The sequence below is a fragment of the Amycolatopsis sp. cmx-4-83 genome, from assembly GCF_046548815.1.
GTDB lineage: Bacteria > Actinomycetota > Actinomycetes > Mycobacteriales > Pseudonocardiaceae > Amycolatopsis > Amycolatopsis pretoriensis_A.
Genome location: NZ_JAEBEF010000025.1, coordinates 1 through 14,091, shown reverse-complemented (window position 1 = coordinate 14,091; position 14,091 = coordinate 1). Strand labels below are relative to the sequence as shown.

Below are 14,091 nucleotides of genomic sequence, written 5' to 3'. Positions count from 1 at the left end.
GACCCGCTCGTGAAGGAACCGTCGTGGACGCCCTCTCCCGCGCCGTCGCGGCCCGGGAGAGGGCCGTCCGCCTGCGCGAGGAGACACCCATGCAGCGAAGATCCGCCGTGTTCGCCGCCGCCGCGGCCGCGCTCGTCGTCGGCGCGTTCACCGCCGCCGGCCCCGCCGCACCCCCGGCGGCCGCCGCCGGCTCCGGCGGGGTCCGGATCGCCTACTACGACCAGTGGTCCATCTACCAGAACGCCTACTACCTGAAGAACGTCGACGCGATCGCCGGCAACCTCGACTACCTGCTCTACGACTTCGAGACCATCGACCCCGCCAACCTCACCTGCTTCGAAACCACGAAGGCGACGACGCCGGACCCGGGCGGCGAGAACGACCCGAACGCCGGCGACGGCGCCGAGGACCAGTTCGCCGACTACCAGAAGACGTTCGGCTCCGACATCAGCGTCGACGGCACCGCCGACACCTGGAACCAGCCGATCGCCGGCAACTTCCACCAGCTGCAGGAGCTCAAGGCCAAGCACCCGAACCTGAAGGTGCTGCTGTCGATCGGCGGCTGGACTTACTCGAAGTACTTCTCCGACGCCGCCGCGACCGACGCGTCGCGCAAGAAGTTCGTCGGCTCGTGCCTGGACATGTTCATCAAGGGCAACCTCCCGGCGTCCGGCGGCTACGGCGGCCCGGGCACCGCGGCGGGCATCTTCGACGGCGTCGACATCGACTGGGAGTACCCGGGTTCGCCGACCGGGCACCTCGGCAACCACTACAGCGCAGCCGACACGGCGAACTACACCGCGCTGATGGCGGAGTTCCACCGCGAGCTGGACGCCTTGGGCGGCAAGCACTACGCGCTCTCGGCCGCCCTGCCCGGCGGCCAGGACAAGATCGCGAAGATCCAGACCGACCGGATCGGCCAGTACCTGGACTTCGGCAACGCGATGACCTACGACATGCACGGCGCGTGGGACGCGACCGGCCCGACGAACTTCCAGGACCCGCTGTACTCGTCGCCGAACGACCCGTCCGGCACGATCCCGCCGGGCACCGAGAAGTACACGATCGACTCGGTGGTCAAGGACTACCTGAACGGCAACGGCGCGTACGGCATCCCGGGCGGCTTCCCGGCGGCCAAGCTGACACTCGGCATCCCGTTCTACTACCGCGGCTGGACGGACGTGCCTGCCGGCTCGAACCACGGCCTCTACCAGCCGGCTTCGGGCCCGTCGCCCGGCCACCCGTCGAGCGGCAACGTCCCCGGCGTCGCGATGTACAAGGAGCTCTCCGGCGTCGTCGACAACCCGGCGGACACGTACTGGGACCCGGTCACGCAGTCGGCCTGGTTCTACGACGGCGTCAGCTTCTACGGCGGCTCGTCGGCGCAGTCGGTCAAGGCCCGCACGGACTACATCCACTGCACCGGCCTGGGCGGCGCGATGATGTTCTCGCTCTACGACCTGGACCCGGGCTCGACGCTGTTCCACGCGGTGGTCAACGGCCTCGCAGCATCGACGCCGAACTGCTCGACGCCCCCGCCGACCACCACCCCCACCACTCCGACCACCGCCCCCACGACCTCGACCACGCCCACCACACCGACGACGACCACGCCCACCACACCGCCGTCGATCCCCGCCTGGGCCCCGAACACGGCGTACGCCACGGGCGCGAAGGTGACTTACAACGGCATCACGTACACGTGCCGCCAGGGCCACACCTCACTGGTGGGCTGGGAACCGCCCAACGTCCCCGCCCTCTGGCTGGCCGGCTGAGGGATCTGCCGCGGCTGGTCGTGCGGTCAGTTGCCGGCGGGGTTGGTGACCCCCGGCGCCGGGGCCTGGGCGTTGCCGGCGATGCCGTACCGGCCGGCCCCGCCGTCGAGTTGTTCCTTCAGGGCCAGGATCGTGCTGACCCGGCCGGCCGAGGAATCGACGTTGTCCACAGTGGACAAGATGGACGTCGACGCCGTGTCCGCGCGGACGACGCCGAGCGCGCCGGTACCTTCGGCCGAACCGGCGTCGCCCGCGAGCACCGTGCCGGCGCCGGAGCGGTCGAGCTGGGTGGCGAAGCGGCCGATCGTGGCCGCGCGGTCGCCCGCGCCGTCGCCGGTCGACTGGGCGCCGGTCAGCACGATCGCCAGCTGGGCCGGCTTGACGTCGCCGCCCGCCTTGACGAACCCGCCGTCGGTGAGCCCGCCGACCGCGGCCGCGAGCTCCTCGCCCGAGGACTGCGGCTTCGCGGTGGTCTTGTCCAGCAGCAGCACCGAACCGAGCAGCGCGCCGGCGAGGGTGCCGGAGTCGCCCGCGGTCGGGAACTTCGAGCCGGCCGGCTGCAGCCGCGTGACGACGTCGCGGAGCTGGTCGGCCTTGTCGGGGTCGGCGAACGCCGGCGTCAGCTGGACCTCGCCGGTCACCGTAGCGCCGGCCTGGCCGATCAGCTGCTTGAGCGCGTCCCGGTCGGCCGGGCGCGCGTCGTCGGTGGTCACCAGCACCACGGTCCGCTTGTCCAGCGCGCCGGCGACGACCTTCGGGCCCATCGAGCCGGCGAACGCGTCGGCGTCGGCGAGCCGGGCGTTGAGCGCGTTGCGCTGCGCCTCGAGGTCGGAAACCTGGCTGCCGAGGTCCTTCTTCTCCCCCGCCAGCCCGGACAGCAGCGTGCCGTTCAGCGCGGTCGAGCCGAGCACGACGCCGACGGCCAGCGCGAGGAAGCAGGCGGCGATGGAAACGACGTGGTAGCGCAGCGAAATCACGTGAACAATCCCTTGACCCAGGCAGCGAGCGAATTCCAGGTGTGCCGGAGCCAGTCCAGGTAGACCGAGCCGACGTCGGACACCAGCAGGGCCGCGGCGACCACCACGACCGCGGCGAGCACGAGCAGCACCACCGCGCCGATCGACACCCGGCTGCGGTGCAGCGTCGCCACCGCCTTCCCGTCCACGAGCTTCGTGCCGAGCTTCAGCCGGGTCAGGAACGTCGACGGGTTCGAGCCGGACCGGCCGTGGTCGAGGAATTCGCGCAGGGTCGCCTGGAACCCGACGGTGACGACCAGGCTCGCGCCGTGCGCGTCGGCCAGCAGCAGCGCGAGGTCTTCGGCGTTGCCGGACGCGGGGAACGTCACCGCGCCGATGCCGAGGTCCTGGATCCGCTCGACACCGGGGGCGTGCCCGTCCGGCGCGGCGGGCACCACGACCTCGCCGCCGCCGCGCAGCGTGGCGGTGCCGATGCCGGTGGGGTCGCCGACCATGACGTCGGGCTTGTAGCCCTGCACGCGCAGGGTGTCCGCGCCGGCGTCGACGCCGACCAGCACCGGGCGGTGCTCGGCGATGTACTTCTTGAGCTTCTTGAGGTCTTCGGCGTGCCCGTTGCCGCCCGCCACGACGAGGACGTGCCGGTCGCGGATCGACACCTTCAGCTCCGGCACGCCGACGCCGTCGAGGATCAGCGTGCGCTCGCGGCGCAGGAACTCGATGGTGTTGGCCGAGAACGCCTCGAGCTGCGTCGACATCCCGGCCTTGGCCTCGATCATCTGGTCGGCGACGCTGTCGGCGCTCTGCTCGATGCCCGACGCGACCTGCCGCTCGCCGACGAACACGACGCCGTCGTGCAACCGCAGCTTCGTGCCGTCCTTGATCGTGCGCAGCAGCTCGCCGCCGACCGAGTCGACGAGCGGGATGCCGGCCGCGACGAGGATTTCCGGGCCCATGTTCGGGAACCGGCCGGAGATCGACGGCGACGCGTTGACCACGCCGGCGACCTCCGCCTCGACCAGCGCGTCGGCCGTCGCGCGGTCGAGGTCCAGCTGGTCGAGCACGACGATGTCGCCCGGACTGAGCCGGCGCAGGAGCTCCCGCGTGCGGCGGTCGACCCGCGCGACCCCGGTGATCCCCGGGAGGGGTTCTTGGTTCCGCGTGAGCAGGCCGGTGAGCTTCATGTGGCCGATGGTGACAAATTTGCTCGTGGGACGAGGTACGCCACGCCGTAGCCGCTGTGACCCGTTGTGGTGACCCCCGTCGCCCTCCCCCGCGCGGGTCAGGCCTCGGACTCCTCCGACAGCGAACCGAAGCCGAGGTTCAGCCAGGGGCTCGCCGGGTCCTGAAGGAGCTGGTGGTGGACCCGCACGGTCGCCGGGTACCAGTCGCCGAAGTCGTCGCCGTCGGCGTGCAGCACCCGGCCCATGACGTACCCGGCCGACAGGTCGGCCCATGACTGGTGGTAGCGGCGAGCCAGCGAACCGGCTTCGAGCACCATCAGCTCGGCGGTGAGCGCGTCGCAGTAGCCGGCCGCCAGCCCGGCGCGGGCGATGGCGATCGCCCGGCCGACGTCCCAGGACAACGCCGTCGTGACGAAGCCGTCCGCGTCGATCAGCCCGTCGGCGCGGAACCGCTGCTCGTAGCGGGACACGCGCCGGACGGTGTGGCGCAGCTCGTCGGCCTGGTCGGCGGCGTCGTTCTCCGCGCACCACCGGTCCACCAGCCCGGCCCAGGTCAGCGGGTCGAACTCGCCGCCCGGCAGCCCGTATTCGGCGGCGAACCGCAGCCGCAGCATGAGCACGAGGTTGCCGGGCGTCAGCGCGTAGCCGTCTCCGATCAGCCGGGTCATCTCCGCGCGCCAGCCGGGCGGGTCGGCCACGCCCCACCAGTCCCGCAGGCTCCGGACCTCGGCGACGTAGTCGTGGAAGCGCGCGTCGAGGACGTTCCACGGCGTCGCTTCGAGCACCGCCAGGTGGGCGCCGCAGGCGAGCGCGTGCGCGATCGGCCCCTCCAGGTGCCCGTACGGCGCCGTGATCAGCCGTTCGACCTGCTCCTCCAGCGGCGTGACGTCGTCGAGGTGCGCGTCGAGCCACGGCTGCAGCGTCGCTCCGGGCAGCCGCCACTCGCCGCGGGTGCCGCGGTTGAACACGACCCGCTCGTGCCGCCCGACGCCGTCGACCGCCCAGTCCAGCGCGCCGCTCATGGCCACGACGTCCGGGCCGAAGTCGGGCAGCGCGCCGCGCGTGAAGACCTGCAGGAACTCGTCTCCGCCGGTCTCGAAGTAGACGTTCGGGAACGTCTCCGCCCGCTCGTCGAGGATGCTGCGCGCGTCCACCCGCCGGATCGGCACGAACAGCTCCTCGCCGGCGAGGAGCCCCAGGTAGCGGTCGAGGTCGCCGTCCCGCCGTGCGGCGGCGAGCTGGGCTTCGACATCGGCGGGCGGCGGCAGGATCACGGGGCGGCTCCCTCCGATCGGCCGGTCAGCACGACGAGCTTGCCCGCCGTCCGGTTGTGCTCCAGGTCGTCGTGCGCCTGCCGGATCTCGTCCATGGCGTACACCTTGGCCGGGCCGAGGCTGGTTTCGCCGTCGGCGATCCGGTCGAGGTGGCGCTGGAGGACGGGGGCGGGCAGGTCGTCCGCCTCACCACCATAAGCGGTCAACCGCACCCCGGCGGGAAGGTAACCGATCGGATAGAAATCTTTGATCGTCCACTGGTTCGACAGCATGCCGGTGAAGCAGACGGTCCCGTGCACGCGGGTGGCGTTCAGGGTGTCCGGCAGGGTCGGCGTCCCGACGAGTTCGAGGGCCGCGTCGACGCCGCCGGGGACGATCTCGCGGACCTGCCGCGCGATGTCGCCGTCGTCGAGGAGCGGGTGGGCGACGCCGTGTTCGCGCAGCGTTTCGAGGCGGTCCCGCTGCCTCGTGGTGGCGAAGACGGTGGCGCCTAGGTCCTTCGCCAGTGCGGCGGTGGCGAACCCGAGGGCCGAGGTGCCGCCGCGGATCAGCAGCGTCTGCCCGGCCCGGAGGTCGAGTCCGGTGGTGAGGGAGCCGTACGCGGTCTGGAGCGTTTCGGGGACCTGGCCGAGGACTTCCCACGGCAGGTCCGAGCGGAACGGGATGACCTGCCCGCGCGGGACGAGGGTGTATTCGGCGTAGCCGCCGTCGAAGGTGCGGCCCATCCCGCCCATCATCGTGGCGACCTGTTGCCCCGGTTCGAACCCGTCCCCGGCGTCGACGACGCCGACGGCTTCGATCCCGGGCACGCGCGGGAACGTGACGCCGTCGGCCAGCCCGAGCCGGGTGTGCAGCTCGGAGCGGTTGAGCCCGAACGCCTTCACCGCGATCCGGACCCAGCCGGGTTTCACCTCGGGCAGCGGGAGGTCCTCGAGCTCGAGGTTCTCGACCGGGCCGGGTTCTCGGAGTACCACCGCGCGCATCCTGGGTCCTTTCTTCGCAAGCGAACAGTCCGCACAACAACTGTCCGTGCGAGTAGTATTCCCGGGGTGAGCCTGTCCCGAGACCACGACGCGGCCTGGCGCGGCTTCCTGCGTTCGTCGGCGCTGCTGCTTCGTGTGCTCGACGCCGAACTGCGGGCGGAGCACGGGATGTCGCACCGCACGTACGACGCACTGGTCCAGCTTTCGGAGGCCCCGGACCGGCGGCTGCGCATGAAGGACCTGGCCGGCGCGCTCGTGCACAGCGCGAGCGGCCTGACCCGGATCGTGGACGGCCTCGAGTCCTCGGGGTACGCGCGCCGCGAGCCGGACCCGGCGAACCGCCGGTCCACGCTGGTGGTGCTGACTCCGGCGGGCCTCGCGGCGTTGGAGGCGGCGTGGCCCACGCACGTGCGAGGGGTGCAGCGGCACTTCGCGGACCACGTCGACCGCGAGCAGGCACGCACGCTGGCGGAGGTGTTCCGCGGCATCACCGCGGACCTGGACTGACCGCCGCTACTTCTTCTTCGCCGCCCGCTTGCGCTTCGGCGCGAACTCGGTCTTGTCCTTCTCCGCGGTGGCCAGCAGCTCCTCCGCGTGCGCCCGCCCGGTCTCGTTGTCCATCCCGGCCAGCATCCGGGCCAGCTCGCTGACCCGCTCGGCCTGCTTCAGGTTCTTCACGCCGCTGCGCGTCACGCCGCCGCTGTGGCCCTTGTCCACCACCAGGTGCTGGTCGGCGAAGGCCGCTACCTGCGGCAGGTGCGTCACCACCAGGACCTGGTGGGTGCGCGCCAGCCGCGCCAGCCGCCGCCCGATTTCGACCGCCGCACGGCCGCCGACACCCGCGTCGACCTCGTCGAACACCAGCGTCTGCACCGTGTCCGCGTGCGCCAGGACCACCTCGATCGCCAGCATCACCCGCGACAGCTCGCCGCCCGACGCCGCCTTGTGCACCGGCAGCGGCGGGGCGCCGTCGTGCGCCCGCAGCAGCAGCTCGACGTCGTCGACGCCGTCCGCGCCCGCGTGCACCGCGCGGCCGTCGATGGTCAGCGCGTGCGTGTCACCGTGTTCGGCGGGGCGCTGCTCGACCGTCACCTCGATCGCCGCCTGCCCCATCGCGAGGCCGGACAGCTCCCGGGTGATCTCCGCGGCCAGCTCGGCCGCGGCCTTTTCGCGAGCCGCCGACACCTCGGCGGCGTGCGCGGCCAGCTGCACCCCGAGCTGGTCACGCCGCAGCGCCAGCCCCGACAGCGCCTCTTCCGAGGTGTCCATCGACTCCAGCCGGCGCCGGGCGTCGTCGGCCCAGGCGAGCACGCCGTCGACGTCCGCCGCGTACTTGCGGGTCAGCCGCTTGAGGTCGGCCTGGCGGGCCAGGACCTTTTCCAGCAGCGCCGGGTCGGCGTCCAGCGTCTCGACGTAGCTGCCCAGCTCGGCCCCGACGTCGGCGAGCAGCACCGACGCCTCCTCGAGCCGCGGCGCCAGGTCACGCAGCACGGCGTCTTCGGACGTCGAGAGCCGCCGCAGCGCTTCGGAGACCAGGCCGGCCGCGCCCGGAGCGTCCGGATCGCCGTCGGCGGAACCGGAAACCGCGCTGTGCGCTTCGGTCGCGGCCGCGCGCAGCTCGTCGACCGCCGCGAGCCGCTTGATCTGTTCGGTGAGCTCGACGTCCTCGCCCGGCTCGGGCGCGACGGCGTCGATCTCGGTGAGCCCGTGCTTGAGCAGGTCGGCCTGCTGGGCCATCTCCCGCGAGCGCGTCGACCGCTCGGTCAGCTCGGCGATCACCGCCAGCCACTCCGCCCGGACCTCCTGGTAGGCGGTCAGCGGCTTGGTCACGGCGTCCCCGGCGAACCGGTCGATCACCGCACGCTGTTCGGCCGGGCGCAGCAGCCGGAGCTGGTCGTTCTGCCCGTGCACCGCGATCAGCTGTTCGGACAGCTCCGCGAGCACGCCGACCGGCACGGACCGGCCGCCGAGGTGCGCGCGCGAACGCCCGTCGACAGCGACCGCCCGCAGCGCGATCACGCTGCCGTCCTCGTCCACGTCGGCACCCGAATCGGTGACGATCCGCTCGGCGCCTTCGACGCCGGCGTAGGTGAACCGCCCTTCCACGAACGCCTTGAGCATTCCCGTCCGGACCTTGGACACCTCGGCGCGGCCCCCGGACAGCAGGTGCAGCCCGGTGACGACCATGGTCTTCCCGGCACCCGTCTCACCGGTCACGACGGTGAAGCCCGCGTGCAGTTCCAGCAGGGCGTCCTCGATGACTCCGAGGCCCTGGATGCGCATCTCGGCCAGCACGCCGCCTACCGTAGCGGCCACCACCGACACTCTGCGCGCCCGGGACCCCGGCGAGTCGCCGATATGTTCGAATTAAGCGTCGAACGGTGTCATTCGCACGGACGGGCGTGGCGCTCTCGCCAGCTCTTCACCGGCAGGGAGAACTTCTGCACCAGCCGATCCGTGAACGGCCCGTCCCACAAGCGGACCAGCCGCACCGGGGTGGTGCCGCACGTGACCCGCACGCGAGCCCCCGGCGGCAGTTCGATCAGCCGGCCGCCGTCGCAGGTCAGGACGGCGGGCGAGCCGTCCGGGTCGATCCCGACCGTGATCACCGAGTTCCGCGAGACGACCAGCGGCCGCGCGAACATCGCGTGCGCGTTGCTCGGCACGACCAGCAGCGCCTGGACGTCCGGCCAGATGATCGGGCCGCCCGCCGAAAACGCGTACGCCGTCGAACCGGTCGGTGTGGCGCAGAGCACACCGTCGCAGCCGAAGGCCGACACCGGGCGGCCGTCGACCTCGATCAGCGCGTCGAGGACCCGCTCGCGGGTGCTCTTCTCGACGCTGGCTTCGTTGAGCGCCCAGGTGCGGGCGACCTCTTCGCCGGCGTGGGTGACCGTGACGTCGATGGTCATCCGCTCTTCGACCTGGTAATCGCCGTCGACGACGCGCTGCACGGTGTCGGCCAGCGCGTCGGAGTCCGCCTCGGCGAGGAAGCCGACGCGCCCGAGGTTCACGCCCAGCACCGGCACCCCGGCGGTGCGGGCCAGCTCGGCCGCGCGCAGCAGCGTGCCGTCGCCGCCGAGGACGAAGACGAGCTCGACGCCGGCGGCCGGGTTGTCGTCCGGGTCGACGACGGTGCAGGTCGCGCCGACGCCGTGCTCGTCCGGGTTGATCAGCGCGCAGACGTCGTGCTCGATCACCCGGATCCGGATGCCTGCCTTGGCGAAGCGCGCCGAAACCTCGCGCGCGGCCTCGCCCGTCGCCTCGCGATCGGGGTGCACCATGAGGAGCACTTCACGTTCCGTGGTCATGCGGGCCCTTCCTCGACGGCGGTTCGGACGAGCCGCTCGGCCTCAGACCTGTCTACCGCGTCCACAGTGGACTCGGCCACGTGATCTTTCTTCAGCCACACGAAGTACTCGACGTTCCCGGACGGCCCCGGCAGCGGGCTCGCGGTCACCCCGCGCAGCGTGAGCCCGAGCTTCGCGGCTTCGTCGATCACCGTCAGCACGGATTCGGCACGCAGCTCCGGGTCGCGGACCACCCCGCCGCTGCCGAGCCGGTCCTTGCCCACTTCGAACTGCGGCTTCACCATCGGCACCAGCTCGCCGCCTTCGCGCGCGCAGGCGGCGAGCGCGGGCAGCACGAGCTTGAGCGAGATGAACGAGAGGTCACCGACGACGACGTCGACCTGGCCGCCGAGGTCGTCGGGAGAGAGGTTGCGAACATTGGTGCGGTCCATGACCACTACACGTTCGTCGGTGCGGATCCGCCAGTCGAGCAGGCCGCGGCCCACGTCGGCGGCGATCACGGTCGCCGCGCCGTTGCGCAGCAGGACGTCGGTGAAGCCGCCGGTGGAAGCGCCGGCGTCGAGGCAGCGCTTGCCTTCGACGCTCAGCTCCGTGAAGGCTTCCAGCGCGCCGAGCAGCTTGTGCGCGCCGCGCGAGGCCCAGCCGGGGTCGTCCTCGTCCTTGACGACGATGGGCGCGTCGGTCTCGACGCCGGTGGCGGGCTTGCTCGCGACCATGCCGCGGACGGTGACCTTGCCGCCGGTGATCAGGGCCGACGCCTGTTCGCGCGACCGGGCGAGGCCGCGCCGAACCAGTTCCGCGTCGAGGCGGGCCCGCTTGGGCACGGGCTCAGACCTTGTCGATGCTGGACAGGGCGACGGTCAGCTCGGTGTGCACGGCGTCGAAACGCTCGACGTGCTCGGCGAGCGGCAACGCGTCCAGGTCGTCCAGCCCGGCGACGGCTTCGTCGATGCCGGCGCGCGGGTCGGTCTGCGGCGAGAACGAACCGGGCGGCGGGCCCGGGACGGGGTAGGGATGATCCTGCACGTTGCGAACGGTAGCAGTCAGCCGAGCCGGGCCTTCGTGTCCTCGCCGAGTTCGGTGACACCGGTCTCCCAGGCCGCGTGGCAGAGCGCGCGGAGCAGGTCGAGGTCGTCGCCGTCGCCGGTCGCGTGAAGGACACCGTTCTCCGTGGTGACCGACCAGCCCGGGCGCGGCCCGATCTTGAGGTCCTCGGGCGACTCGGTGAGCGCGGTGAGGTCCTTCGCCAGGTATGTCCCGCGCTCGGCGGGGACGGCCTCGATCAGCTGCCGCGGCGTCGCGACCCCGGAGAGCACGACGAGCGAGTCGATGCCCGCGGCGACCGCGCCGGCGATGTCGGTGTCGAGCCGGTCGCCGACGACCAGGGGCCGCTCCGCGCCCGCCGACCGCGCCGCGGTCTCGAACAGCAGCGGCTGCGGCTTCCCGGCGACCAGCGGCTCGACGTCGGTGGCGGTGCGCAGCGCGGCGACCATCGAGCCGTTGCCGGGCAGCAGGCCGCGTTCGCTGGGCAGGGTCGCGTCGACGTTGCAGGCGACCCACAGCGCACCCGCGCGGATGGCCAGGCAGGCCTCGGCGAGCGCGGCCCAGGTGTTGTCGGGCGAGTGTCCCTGGACGACCGCCTTGACGTCGTCCCCGTTCTCCCGCACCGGCTCGAGCCCCGCCCCGGCGACCTCGGCGGCCAGCGACCCGGTGCCGACGACCAGGACCTCGGCACCGGGCTCGAGCCGGTCCTTGAGCAGGACGACGCCGGCCTGGGCGCTGGTGTGCACCTCGTCGACGCCGGCGGGCATGCCGAGGCCGGTGAGGTGCGCGACGACCTCTTCGGGCGCCTTGGAGGCGTTGTTCGTGACGAACCGGACGGGTGTGCCGTGCTCGCGGGCCGCGCGGACCGTCTCCGGGGCGCCCGGGATCACCCGGGCGCCGTGGTAGACGGTGCCGTCGAGGTCGAACAGGACGGCGTCGTACGCCGCGAGCAAGGCGTCACTCATCGGTGTCTTCGGTGTCCTTTTCCTCGGTGACCTTTTCCGCCGCGGCCTTGTCCTTCGGCCCGTTCGCCAGGTCGGCGGCCCGCTCGGCGGCGTCGGTCTCGTCGTTCTCGTCGGCCTCGGCCGAGTTGAGGAACCACCGCACGGCTTCTTCCTCACGCCCGGCGGCCGCGAGGTTGTCGGCGTAGGCGTAGAAGAGGCGAGCGCTCCACGGCTCGCGCTTCTCGGCCTTGAGGTCGTCGCCCTGCAGCGAGACGACGGCAGCGTCGAGCTGCCCGAGATCCCGCCGTGCCCCGGCGGCGACGATCGCGAGCTCGACCTGAGTGGCCTTCGCCAGCTTCGCGGTGTCGACCTCCTTCGCCAGGTCCAGCGCACGCTCCGGCCGCCCAAGCGCCCGTTCGGCGTCGGCGATGATGGCGATGTGGTCGTCCGTCCGCGTCATCCGCCGGACGGCCCGCAGCTCGGAGAGGGCTTCGGACCAGTTGCCGATGTGGTAGGCGACCAGGCCGAGCGCCTCGCGCACGATCGGCACGCGCGAGGCCTTGGCCTTGGCGTACTTGGCGTGTTCGAGCGCGGCCTCGGGATCGCTGTCGAGCAGCCCACCGGCGGCGACGAGGTGCTTCCCGACGGTCTCGGCCAGCCCCTTCGGCAAGGTCCTCAGCTCGCGACGGGCGTCTTCGTCGAGGTCGGAGAACTCGATGTCTTCGGGAAGCTCGGGAGCCTCGAGCAGTTCCTTGGCGAGAGCCTCGTCATCGAGTGCGGCGCCGACCTTGGGCCGCGAGTCGAAGCGCTTGCCGGAGCCGCGCTCGTCGTCCCGACGCTTGAAGTCCCCACCGGACCGAGCCCCACGGTCTTCCCACCGCGGCTTGCGGTCACCGTAGGAAGCCTTGCCCTGCGGCCGCGCGGCGCGGTCGTCGGAGCCACGGTTGCCTTCGCTGCGGTTGCCTTCGCTGCGGTTGCCTTCGCTGCGGTTGCCTTCGCTGCGGTTGCCTTCGCTGCGGCTGTCGGCACCACGGTTCTCGTAGCGGTCACCGCTGCTGCGGCCGCTGAAGCCACCGCTACCGCCCGGCCGGTTGCCGGACCCACCGCGGCTACCCGAGTCACGGTCCCCATAGCTGCTGCCGCCACTCGGCCGACCGGAATCGCGGCTCCCGTACCCACCACCGCGACGATCATCGCGGCTCCCCGAGTCACGATTGCCGTAGCCACCGCTGCGCCGGTCGTCACGGTCACCGCCGCTGCGGCTGCTGTAGCCGCCGCTGCTGCTGCCCGGCCGGCTACCGGAGTCACGGTCCTTGAACCCACCACGACGGTCGTCACGGCCACCGGAGTCCCGGTTGCCGTACCCACCGCGGCTGACCGAGTCACGATCGCCATAGCTACCGCTGCGCCGGTCGTCACGGTCGCTGCTGCTGCGGCCGCTGTACCCGCCACCGCCGCTGCTCTGCCGGCTTCCGGAGTCGCGGTTGCCGTACCCGCCGCCGCTCGGCCGACCGGAATCCCGGCCGCCGTAGCCGCCACTGCTGCCCTGCCGGCTACCCGAGTCACGGTTGCCGTAGCCACCGCCGCCTTGCCGGCTGCCCGAGTCGCGGCCGCCGTAGCCACCGCCTTGCCGGCCACCGGAGTCACGATTGCCGTAGCCGCCGCTGCCGCCTTGCCGGCTACCGGAGTCGCGGCCGCCGTAGCCACCGCCGCTGCCCTGCCGGCTTCCGGAGTCGCGGCTCCCGTACCCACCACCGCGACGATCGTCGCGGCCACCGGAGTCACGGTTGCCGTAGCCACCACTGCGCCGGTCATCGCGGTCACCCGTGCTGCGGCCGCTGTACCCGCCACCGCCGCTGCCCTGCCGGCTTCCGGAGTCGCGGTTGCCGTACCCGCCGCCGCTCGGCCGACCGGAATCCCGGCCGCTACCGCCACGGCGGTCGTCACGGTCACCGGCGCCCCGGCCGCCGTAGCCGCCACCGCTCGGTCGGTTGCCGGAGCTGCCCCGACGGTCATCACGGTCACCGGCGCTGCGGCCGCCGTAGCCACCGCTGCTGCTCGGTCGGTTGCCGGAGCTGCTGCCGCGGCGGTCGTCGCGGTCGCTGAAGTTGCGGCCGCCCTCGCGGCTCTGACCTGCGCCGCTTCCGCGCTGGTCGCGGTCACGGGGACCGTCGCCGCCGCGGAAGGGCTTGCCGCCGCCGCGGACTCCGTGGTCGTCGCGGCGAGGCCGGCCCTGGTGTCCGCCGTCGCGGCCGCCGCGGTCCTGGCGCGCACCGCGCCGGTCTCCCCGGGGTGCGTCCGACCGGTCCCGGGAGCCTTCGTCCCGGCGTGCCGATCGGCCGGACCCATCATCGCTTGAGTCTCGTCGACCGAACTCGGACACCTGGCCTCCTGCCGTGGAAAAATCTTGTTCTGGACATACACGTACGGCCCGCTAGGGCAGCCAACTGGCTATCCTAACGGGCCGTACGGAAGGTAAGTTCGGCGGTGTCCTACTCTCCCACAACCCTTCGGTTGCAGTACCATCGGCGCTGTCAAGCTTAGCTTCCGGGTTCGGAATGGGACCGGGCGTTTCCCTGACGCTAAAACCACCGAAACACTC

General features: G+C 72.2%; 13 protein-coding genes and 1 rRNA gene. 3 read left to right on the top strand and 11 right to left on the bottom strand.

Features of this window, described 5'->3' with window-relative positions; all coding sequences use genetic code 11:
- Window positions 1-23 precede the first annotated feature (23 nt).
- A complete protein-coding gene (locus ACLJQM_RS47505) occupies window positions 24-1,775 on the top strand; it encodes a glycosyl hydrolase family 18 protein (protein WP_410636586.1) in 1,752 nt (583 codons plus the stop codon).
- A gap of 26 nt (window positions 1,776-1,801) precedes the next feature.
- Here the strand turns inward: ACLJQM_RS47505 and ACLJQM_RS47500 are convergent, their stop codons facing one another.
- From ACLJQM_RS47500 to ACLJQM_RS47485, 4 genes are all read right to left on the bottom strand, one after another.
- On the bottom strand, window positions 1,802-2,752 hold the full coding sequence (locus tag ACLJQM_RS47500; RefSeq protein ID WP_360771996.1) for a copper transporter: 951 nt from the start codon (window positions 2,750-2,752) through the stop codon (window positions 1,802-1,804).
- Window positions 2,749-3,933, bottom strand: a complete 1,185-nt coding sequence (steA, locus tag ACLJQM_RS47495; RefSeq protein WP_360771998.1) for a putative cytokinetic ring protein SteA — start codon at window positions 3,931-3,933, stop codon at window positions 2,749-2,751. The genes ACLJQM_RS47500 and steA overlap by 4 nt, the downstream gene beginning before the upstream one ends.
- A 98-nt stretch (window positions 3,934-4,031) precedes the next feature.
- Window positions 4,032-5,207: a DUF1266 domain-containing protein gene (locus ACLJQM_RS47490; protein ID WP_410636585.1), complete on the bottom strand. Its 1,176-nt coding sequence runs from the start codon at window positions 5,205-5,207 to the stop codon at window positions 4,032-4,034.
- Window positions 5,204-6,190 (bottom strand): zinc-binding alcohol dehydrogenase family protein, encoded by a 987-nt coding sequence (locus ACLJQM_RS47485; protein WP_247021550.1) that lies wholly within the window; start codon window positions 6,188-6,190, stop codon window positions 5,204-5,206. Before ACLJQM_RS47485 ends, ACLJQM_RS47490 begins: the two co-directional genes overlap by 4 nt.
- Window positions 6,191-6,256: 66 nt before the next feature.
- On the opposite strand from ACLJQM_RS47485, the gene ACLJQM_RS47480 reads away from it, so the two are divergent.
- Window positions 6,257-6,697 carry a MarR family winged helix-turn-helix transcriptional regulator gene (locus ACLJQM_RS47480; RefSeq protein WP_410636584.1) on the top strand — a complete coding sequence of 147 codons (441 nt, stop codon included), beginning with the start codon at window positions 6,257-6,259 and terminating at the stop codon, window positions 6,695-6,697.
- 6 nt (window positions 6,698-6,703) lie between these two features.
- Here ACLJQM_RS47480 and recN read toward each other — a convergent pair whose 3' ends face one another.
- From recN to ACLJQM_RS47450, 6 genes are all read right to left on the bottom strand, one after another.
- Complete coding sequence (gene recN / locus ACLJQM_RS47475; RefSeq protein ID WP_247025065.1) at window positions 6,704-8,485, bottom strand: DNA repair protein RecN; 1,782 nt, start codon at window positions 8,483-8,485, stop codon at window positions 6,704-6,706.
- Window positions 8,486-8,574: 89 nt separating this feature from the next.
- Window positions 8,575-9,501 carry an NAD kinase gene (locus ACLJQM_RS47470; protein WP_247021546.1) on the bottom strand — a complete coding sequence of 309 codons (927 nt, stop codon included), beginning with the start codon at window positions 9,499-9,501 and terminating at the stop codon, window positions 8,575-8,577.
- Window positions 9,498-10,325 carry a TlyA family RNA methyltransferase gene (locus ACLJQM_RS47465; protein ID WP_410636583.1) on the bottom strand — a complete coding sequence of 276 codons (828 nt, stop codon included), beginning with the start codon at window positions 10,323-10,325 and terminating at the stop codon, window positions 9,498-9,500. Before ACLJQM_RS47465 ends, ACLJQM_RS47470 begins: the two co-directional genes overlap by 4 nt.
- A 4-nt stretch (window positions 10,326-10,329) precedes the next feature.
- Window positions 10,330-10,527: a hypothetical protein gene (locus tag ACLJQM_RS47460; RefSeq protein ID WP_247021542.1), complete on the bottom strand. Its 198-nt coding sequence runs from the start codon at window positions 10,525-10,527 to the stop codon at window positions 10,330-10,332.
- A 17-nt stretch (window positions 10,528-10,544) separates the two neighbouring features.
- Window positions 10,545-11,510 carry an HAD-IIA family hydrolase gene (locus tag ACLJQM_RS47455; protein ID WP_410636582.1) on the bottom strand — a complete coding sequence of 322 codons (966 nt, stop codon included), beginning with the start codon at window positions 11,508-11,510 and terminating at the stop codon, window positions 10,545-10,547.
- On the bottom strand, window positions 11,503-12,159 hold the full coding sequence (locus ACLJQM_RS47450) for a hypothetical protein (protein WP_410636581.1): 657 nt from the start codon (window positions 12,157-12,159) through the stop codon (window positions 11,503-11,505). Before ACLJQM_RS47450 ends, ACLJQM_RS47455 begins: the two co-directional genes overlap by 8 nt.
- Between ACLJQM_RS47450 and ACLJQM_RS47445 the strand changes: the two genes are divergently transcribed.
- Window positions 12,124-13,848 carry a hypothetical protein gene (locus ACLJQM_RS47445; RefSeq protein WP_410636580.1) on the top strand — a complete coding sequence of 575 codons (1,725 nt, stop codon included), beginning with the start codon at window positions 12,124-12,126 and terminating at the stop codon, window positions 13,846-13,848. The two genes, ACLJQM_RS47450 and ACLJQM_RS47445, sit on opposite strands and share 36 nt — an antisense overlap.
- Before the next feature lie 120 nt (window positions 13,849-13,968).
- Here ACLJQM_RS47445 and rrf read toward each other — a convergent pair.
- Window positions 13,969-14,085: ribosomal RNA gene (rrf, locus tag ACLJQM_RS47440) — 5S ribosomal RNA — on the bottom strand.
- Window positions 14,086-14,091: the final 6 nt, after the last annotated feature.